This window comes from Neobacillus drentensis (assembly GCF_036962765.1).
In the GTDB taxonomy this organism is placed as follows: Bacteria; Bacillota; Bacilli; order Bacillales; family Cytobacillaceae; genus Neobacillus; species Neobacillus drentensis_C.
In genome coordinates this window covers 8661-17130 of sequence record NZ_JBALOS010000125.1, presented here as the reverse complement: position 1 = coordinate 17130, position 8470 = coordinate 8661, and the positions used below count along the sequence as shown (strand labels likewise).

7 protein-coding genes are annotated in these 8470 nt (G+C 40.2%); 6 read left to right on the top strand and 1 reads right to left on the bottom strand.

Features of this window, described 5'->3' with window-relative positions:
* Positions 1 to 139 precede the first annotated feature (139 nt).
* From nirB to V7137_RS16360, 6 genes are all read left to right on the top strand, one after another.
* Entirely contained in the window at positions 140 to 2554 is a 2415-nt protein-coding gene (nirB, locus tag V7137_RS16385; RefSeq protein ID WP_335699068.1) for a nitrite reductase large subunit NirB, read from the top strand.
* A gap of 30 nt (positions 2555 to 2584) precedes the next feature.
* Positions 2585 to 2908, top strand: coding sequence for a nitrite reductase small subunit NirD (nirD, locus tag V7137_RS16380; RefSeq protein WP_218348424.1), 324 nt, complete (start codon positions 2585 to 2587; stop codon positions 2906 to 2908).
* Between the two features lie 21 nt (positions 2909 to 2929).
* The gene (gene cobA, locus V7137_RS16375) at positions 2930 to 3706 is read left to right on the top strand and encodes a uroporphyrinogen-III C-methyltransferase (RefSeq protein WP_335699067.1); all 777 of its coding nucleotides are present in this window, start codon (positions 2930 to 2932) and stop codon (positions 3704 to 3706) included.
* Positions 3707 to 3911: 205 nt separating this feature from the next.
* Positions 3912 to 5153 (top strand): ATP-binding protein, encoded by a 1242-nt coding sequence (locus V7137_RS16370; RefSeq protein ID WP_335699066.1) that lies wholly within the window; start codon positions 3912 to 3914, stop codon positions 5151 to 5153.
* Between the two features lie 79 nt (positions 5154 to 5232).
* Positions 5233 to 6489, top strand: coding sequence for an MFS transporter (locus V7137_RS16365; RefSeq protein ID WP_420490143.1), 1257 nt, complete (start codon positions 5233 to 5235; stop codon positions 6487 to 6489).
* A gap of 28 nt (positions 6490 to 6517) precedes the next feature.
* Entirely contained in the window at positions 6518 to 7858 is a 1341-nt protein-coding gene (locus V7137_RS16360) for an MDR family MFS transporter (RefSeq protein WP_335699065.1), read from the top strand.
* A gap of 55 nt (positions 7859 to 7913) precedes the next feature.
* On the opposite strand, the gene V7137_RS16355 is transcribed toward V7137_RS16360, so the two are convergent.
* Positions 7914 to 8426, bottom strand: a complete 513-nt coding sequence (locus V7137_RS16355; RefSeq protein WP_335699064.1) for a gamma carbonic anhydrase family protein — start codon at positions 8424 to 8426, stop codon at positions 7914 to 7916.
* Between the last annotated feature and the right edge of the window lie 44 nt (positions 8427 to 8470).

Here is an 8470-nt window from a genome sequence, read left to right as displayed (position 1 = left end):
CAACAGGGTGCCAAAATCATCAATAAGCTTTAACATAACCAAATTTAAAATAATATGTTAGGAGACCTTACACAGTAAATTAGTTATGGTTTGGCCTGTGATATAGTTTAAGAAACTTTCAAACGGGAGGAAAGCTAACATGGATAAGAAAAAGTTAGTCCTAGTAGGTAATGGAATGGCTGGTGTGAAAACCATTGAGGAGATCATAAAACTGTCAAAAGAAACATTTGAGATTACTATTTTCGGTAGCGAACCGCATCCGAATTACAATAGAATTCTTCTCTCAAAAGTATTACAAGGGGATACAGAGGTAAAGGACATTACACTCAATGATTGGGATTGGTATACAGAAAACAACATTCAATTGTATACAAATGAAACTGTGATTAAAGTCGATTCAATGCGGAAAGTCGTTGTCACAGACCTAGGAAGAATGGAACCGTATGATGAATTGATTTTAGCGACGGGATCAGTTCCATTCATTCTTCCGATTCCGGGAGCTGACAAGAATGGAGTCACAGCTTTTCGGGATATAAAGGATACCGAAGTAATGCTTGAGACTTCGAAAAAGTATAAGAAAGCGGCCGTGATTGGCGGTGGTTTGCTCGGGCTCGAAGCGGCAAGAGGACTTTTAAACCTTGGAATGGAGGTTTCGGTCATTCATCTGGCCCCGTATTTGATGGAGCGACAATTAGATCCACAGGCCGGGAAAATGCTCCAAAATGAATTAGAAAAACAGGGTATGACATTTCTATTAGAAAAACAAACGCAAGAAATCTTTGGAGACGATCGCGTAGAAGGCTTAAGGTTTAGTGATGGAACCATCCTCGAGGCTGACTTAGTGGTGATGGCTGTTGGCATTAAACCAAAAATCGAATTAGCCAAAGAAAGTGGTATCTCAGTGAATCGAGGTATTGTCGTCAATGATTACATGCAAACAAGCGTTCCTGATATTTACTCTGTCGGGGAGTGTGCTGAACACAATGGAACCGTGTATGGTCTTGTTGCGCCCTTGTTTGAACAGGGGAAAATAGTAGCAAAACACATCTCCGGAGTAGAAACGAATGGATATCAAGGCTCGGTATTATCGACACAGCTGAAGGTATCAGGGGTTGAGGTGTTCTCAGCCGGAGACTTTATGGAAGGCGATGGAAAGGAAGCAATCAAGGTTTTTGATGGAAATGACAGTATATATAAGAAGATCGTCATTCAAGACAATACAATTGTTGGAGCCGTGCTATTTGGTGATAGCAGCGATGGAAGTCGTCTCTTTTCCATGATTCAAAAGCAAGCAGACGTTTCCTCTACTACAAAGGTTTCGCTTTTACAACCTCTCAATGAGGACTTTAGCAGCAGTGTGGTTGCATCCATGAGTGAAGAAGAAATTATTTGTGGATGTAATGGAGTATCCAAAGGGGCGATTATCGAGGCGATCCAGAATCAAGGTTGTTCATCGATTGATGAAATCAAAGCTTGTACAAGTGCTTCGCGCTCTTGCGGGGGATGTAAGCCGCTTGTCGCGGAAGTATTACAGCATACCCTTGGTTCAGTGTTTGATGCAACTATCCAGAAAGAAGCCATCTGCAGCTGTACTAAACTTTCCAGAGATGAAGTAGTAGATGAGATTAAAACAAAAGGTTTGACCCATATCAAAGAAGTCATGCATGTGCTTGGCTGGAATACGGAAGAAGGTTGTTCCAAATGCCGCCCTGCTCTGAACTATTACTTAGGTATGGTCCATCCGATTGATTATCAGGACGAAAAGGAGTCACGATTTGTCAACGAGCGCATGCATGCAAACATCCAAAAGGATGGAACGTATTCTGTCGTACCGCGCATGTATGGCGGTGTAACCAATTCACAAGACTTACGAAGGATTGCTGACGTGGTCGATAAATATGAAATACCATTAGTAAAACTAACCGGGGGACAACGGATCGACTTACTCGGAGTGAAAAAGGAAGACTTGCCGAAAATATGGACAGATTTGGATATGCCATCAGGTTTTGCCTACGGAAAATCATTACGGACGGTTAAGACATGTGTCGGTGAACAGTTCTGCCGCTTTGGAACCCAAGATTCCATGGGACTCGGGATCGACCTCGAAAAGAAATTTGAAGGACTACAAACACCGCATAAGGTGAAAATGGCTGTTTCCGCTTGTCCGAGAAGCTGTGCAGAGTCTGGGTTTAAAGATATTGGTTTTGTTGGAATTGACGGCGGCTGGGAACTTTATGTCGGTGGAAATGGCGGTACACATGTACGCGGGGGAGACCTATTATACAAAGTAAAAACATCCGAAGAGGCGATGGAGATTACCGGTGCCTATCTGCAATATTATCGTGAAACAGCCAATTACTTAGAACGTACATCGGCGTGGATTGAACGTGTTGGCATAGCACATGTACGTTCCGTTCTTGATGATAAGGAAAAACGTCAGCAATTAAATAAACGTATGAATGATGCATTATCGGTGATTAAGGATCCATGGAAAACCATAACGGAGGATGAAAAACTAAGAAAGGAATTGTTTGAGACTGTAGTAATGTCTTAAGAACCTACATTATAAGGAGGAATTCATCTAATGACAAAGAAAAGCGTAGAAGTGGTGTCGATCGGTTCTGTACGGGATCTTCCAGAACGATTAGGAAAGACAGTTTTTGTCGGGGAAAAAGAAGTGGCGGTCTTCAAATTATTAAACGGAACCATTCGAGCGATTGAAAATCGCTGCCCACATAAAGGCGGGGTGTTGAGTGAAGGATTGGTCAGCGGAGAATTTGTGTTCTGTCCGATGCATGATTGGAAAATCTGTTTAGATAATGGAAAGGTTCAAGAACCGGATGCAGGCTGTGTAAAAACCTATCAAACCAAAATAGACGGAGAAGAAGTGTTTCTCCTCATCGACTAGATCACTAAAAAGGAGGTTCATATGACTTATAAAAAGGGAAAAGTCTATATAGTTGGAGCTGGCCCTGGTGATCCCGATTTAATTACGGTTAAAGCCATGAAATGCCTCGAGCAGGCAGAAGTGATTCTATATGATCGATTAGTCAATCCGGTATTATTGAATTACGCAAATGCTGATACCGAGTTCATTTATTGTGGAAAAGAGCCGGGGAACCATTGTGTATCTCAAGATACCATCCATCAATTATTAGTTGAAAAAGCCTTGGCCGGTAAATTGGTGGTTCGTTTAAAAGGCGGCGATCCGTTTATATTTGGCCGAGGCGGTGAAGAAGCAGAAGTATTAGTTCAAAATGGCATTGAGTTTGAAGTAGTCCCAGGGATCACCTCGGGAATTGCCGCTCCAGCTTATGCGGGAATTCCCGTCACTCACCGTGAAATGAGCCGATCCTTTGCGGTTGTAACAGGTCATTGTTTGAGTGGTAAACCCAATAACATTCGCTGGGATCACCTCGCCCATGGTGTCGATACGCTCGCTATTTATATGGGTGTCAAACATCTTCCATATATATGTAATCATCTGCAAATCAGTGGGAAAGATTCTACCACACCTATTGCGGTAATTGAGCAAGGGACAACCGGAAGTCAACGGACTGTTATCGGTACGCTCGAGACGATTGTTGAGGTTGTAAATGAGAATCGAATCATGAATCCAGCGATGATTGTGATCGGAGAAGTTGTGAAACTATCAGAAAAACTATCGTGGTATCCTGAAAGGATCAAAGACGAAATGCTTATATAAAAAATTATCGAGTTTGAAAGAGTTTATAATGAACATTATAGACTCTTTTTTTATAGTCTGCTACTCAACATAAAAGCCATACGTGTATGCTAGTCATAAAATGTTTTCCATTGTAATTAGGTAGATTTTTTTATTTCTCTCCATAATTAAATAAATTGAAGGATTAAATAAAATTNNAAATATACCTGATTAAGAGGGCTGAATAATGAATAAATCTGGTCGAATTATCCTGGTGCTGATTTCTATTTTATTTACCAGTTTCCAAAAGGTCTACGATCATCAACCTTTTTTTACCATCGACTTTTTCCTGTTTACCTTTATTGCCTGGGTAGTGGGCTGGCAATATGATAAGGCGCGCTACTATGAAAAAAAGGCCCGCGCAAGTGAAGAAAGCTATAAGAAATTGATAGATTCATTGCCTGCACCCGTCTATATTACGCGGAATCATAAAATTTTATATGTAAATAAAGCTGCACTGTCCATGGTTGGCGCCACGAAACGAGAAGATTTAATGGGGAAGTCCATTTTTGATTTTATTGTTCCAGAATATAAGGGTCGTGTGCTGGAACGCTATAAACTAATAAAAAAGGAAAAGCATCCCGTAAACACGATCGACTACAAAGCAAAGCGATTGGATGGTTCAACCTTTTTGTTTGAGGTTTCTTCCTTGTATATCGTTTTTGGCGGAAAAGAGGCCATCTTGTCGATTGGGAAGGATATTACTATAAGAATGGAAGAAACAGAACGTCTTCTTCAAAAGTCTGAAAAATTAGCGTTGTTAGGTCAAATGGCAGCAGGTATAGCCCACGAAATCCGAAATCCACTCACATCCATCAAAGGATTTATTCAACTCTTAAAGACGAGTACCCTGAAAGAGGAATATTATGAGATTGTGTTATCAGAGCTTGACCGGATCAATGAAATTGTTGGGGAGTTCCTTGTCCTTGCTAAACCGTCTGCGGCCGTATATACGACCCAGGACATTAAGATCCTATTAAAGGATGTTATCACGTTAATTAACAACCAGTCTCTTCTTAATAATATTCAAATTATGATGAAATTCGACGATGATTTGCCGTTGATCAGCTGTGAAGATAATCAGTTAAAGCAAGTTTTTCTAAATTTACTGAAGAACGCAATGGAAGCCATGCCTAAAGGCGGAAGTATTCATGTGGTCGTAAAAGAAAAAGAAGCAGGTAAAATTTCGATTCAGATTATCGACCAAGGTGTTGGCATTCCACAAGAACGGATTTCCACACTAGGTGAACCCTTTTATACAACAAAAGAAAAGGGCACCGGCCTCGGCTTAATGACCTGCTACAAAATAATCGAAGGCCATAATGGGGAACTAAACATTTATAGTCAACTTAATGAGGGAACCACGATTGAGATTATTTTACCAACGATTACCCAGCCCTTATTAAAGATGGAAGTAAGCCATTCTTAGTGAATGGCTTATTCTATTTTTAGGAAAAAATGATAAAATATCATCATAGATATAGATTCAAGAGATTAGGAGGGGGATTGTGAGTTCGTTCCAAACGAAACAGATGCATCAAGAAGTTACTTTTTTTCAACTATTTATAAAATCTAAACATTTTACGGCGTTGCTTTTGGGCCAAATTTTTTCCTTGTTAGGAAGTTCGATAACGAATGTGATTCTTCCCATTGTTGTTCTCGAAGTATCAAAATCAACCGCCATGATGGGAACGGTTATGGCCGTTTACATGCTGCCATTTGTCATTCTTCTCCCTGTTTCAGGCATTCTGGTTGACAAATTGAACAAAGTGAAAATTATGTTTGTGGTGGATTTTGTTCGGTTTTTCCTGATGCTGCTATTAGCCGCCATTGCTTTTATGGGGCAACTTAACATGGTTTTTCTGTTTATCATAATGTTTATAATGGGCACAATGGACAGCTTCTTTCAGCCGGCCTATTCAGCCGTTCGAGCAAAGGTATTTACAAAGGATATTCGCAATGCGGCAAATTCAATTACCCAAGTAAGCGTGCAGGCCTTAAGAATCTTTGGACCGATTATTGGCGGAATAATAGTCAGCTCTTTTTCAGCTGCTTGGGGTTTTGGTATTGATGCAATCACATACATAATATCCTTGTTCTTTTTACTTAGTCTTAGATCGATAACGTTTCAAAAGTCGACAGGTAGCTTGGGACAGAAAAACTCTATCAAACAAGATTTTTTCGAAGGGATTGAGGTCCTGAAACAGGAGTCCTGGCTTTGGATTACCATTCTTACATTCTCGCTCATCAATATTTTTTCCGGTGGGATTATACGCATCATCATTCCTTGGCTCATTAATATCTATTATGATTTTGAACCTGTTGTTTTTGGTCTTGTTCTTTCCGCATCCGGAGCTGGGGCTATCGTCTGTGGACTTGTGTTTGGGTTAAGGAAAGAATGGAAGAAGCGTGGCCTGCTCGCCTATATCGGTGTAGCTGTAAGTGGTCTGGCCTTACTGTTTATGCCCTTCGTTTCGTCCGTTCCCTTATTAATGGCCTTTATGTTCCTAGAAGGCGCAGGGATGATGTTGTTTGGCTTGATTTGGGAAATTAGTCTTCAAGAATTGGTCCCAGAAGATAAATTTGGCCGGGTCGTAAGTTTAGATATGCTGGGTTCCTTTGCCTTACTTCCAGTCGGTTATTTACTAACTGGATGGTTAGCAGAAGGAATTGGTGAAATCTTTACATTAGTTATCTTTAGTACGGTCATCGTGCTTATTTCGGTCCTCGTCATGTTTAATAAAGGAATACGGAATTATAATTAATGTTTATTAAATGGTGTTGGAGGGAGATATGAAAAAGAATAAGTATGTTTTTTGGGGACTTGTCATCACGACCTTGATTTCAGCGCTTGATGCAAATATAATGCAAACGGCCAGTCCGACCATTGTCAAACAACTTGGAGGAATGGAACTTTTTGCATGGATATTTGTTGTTTATATGTTAGCAAGTACGGTGACTGTGCCGCTTTACGGTAAATTATCGGATATGTACGGCCGAAAAAATCTATTAATGTTTGCTGTTGGGTTATTTACGCTAGGTTCCATCCTATGTGGGATTGCAAATTCCATGGTTACGCTCATCATTTTTAGGGGCATTCAAGGTTTAGGGGCTGGCGGGATGATTCCACTTTCTATGGTCATTGTAGGAGACTTATTTACAATTGAAAGACGCGGGAAAATTCAAGCGGTTTTTAGCAGCATTTGGGCCATCTCTTCCATTGTTGGACCTATATTGGGATCTTTCTTTGTGGAAGCACTTTCTTGGAGATGGATCTTCTTTATCAATATTCCGATAGGTATTGCCAGCGTTCTTTGTTTACTTCCCTACAAAGAACAAATGGAATTTAAGAAGACCCATATTGATTATAAAGGTTTCTTCTTATTTGGGATTTCGATCACACTATTATTGTTATCTACTAATATAAAAAACTCTATTTGGTATATTATCTTAGGAGTCATTGGATTCATTGTGTTTGTCTTAGTGGAAAGGAAGGAACCACATCCGTTCCTGCCAGTATCATTGTTTAAGAACAAAGGAATCCTGATGACGAACCTATTCATGTTGGTTTATTGTTTGTCCTTTTTTGGAACATCCAATTTTATTCCATTGTACCTCCAAGAAGGAAATCAGATGAGTATTTATAAAAGTGGATTGATACTGCTAAGTATTGCCGTTGGCTGGATCTTCGGAAGTACCCCCGCAGGCAAGTGGATTCTTCGCTTTGGCTACAAAATCTTATTTATTATCGGCAGTTTGGTTACAACGTTATCGGGGTTAGCTTTATATTTATTCATAACTGATATTTCCTATTTGGGTTTGTTTTTAATTTTAACAATCCAGGGTATTTCTTTTGGTTTGTTGTTTGCGGTTGGTACCATCGCATCTCAGGAATTTGCTGAACCCCAGATCAAAGGGATGTCTACTTCACTGCAAATGTTTCTAAAAAACATTGGCACATCGATCGGGGTGACAGTCATGGGCTTGATCATCAATCAAGCTGCACACATCACAATCGGAATGAAAAACGTGTTTTTATATGCTCTTTGTTTGAGTTTCGTGACGATAGTGCTAAGTTTCCTCATCCCAGCAAAAACAACCGTTTTCATTGAGAGTAACAGTATGAGTAAATAGCAGTCTGCATTAAGGTGCCTGACACCTAACGAAATGTTGGTGTCAGGCACCTTATTTATTTAAGGATCTCTTTAAATTCCTTCCCCCTTTGTACATAGTGGTCGCTGGACATTTTCAGCAATTCTAGGTCTTTTTTGGTTATTTCTCGGACTACTTTACCTGGAGAACCCAATACAAGTGAGCGGGGTGGGATTTTAATCCCTCCAGCTAAGAGTGTATTTGCCCCAATGATACAATCCTCACCAACCTCGACATTATCCAACAACGTTGAACCCATTCCGATAATACAACGTTTACCGACCTTGCAGCCATGCAAAATAACATTATGGCCAATGGTAACATCATCTTCAATTACGACTGGAAAACCTTCGAATAAATGAATCGTAGAATTATCCTGGATACTGCAGCGTTTTCCAATGATAATGGGTCCATCGTCCCCTCGTAATACTGCATTAAACCAGACAGATGAGTCCTTGCCAATCCTAACATCACCGATTAGATAGGCCCCAGGCGCTACGAATACAGATTCATGGACAGCAGGCGATGCCCCTTTGTAGGGAATAATCATATCAATCTCTCCTTTTAAATATCAGAATTATCTTTCTATTAAAC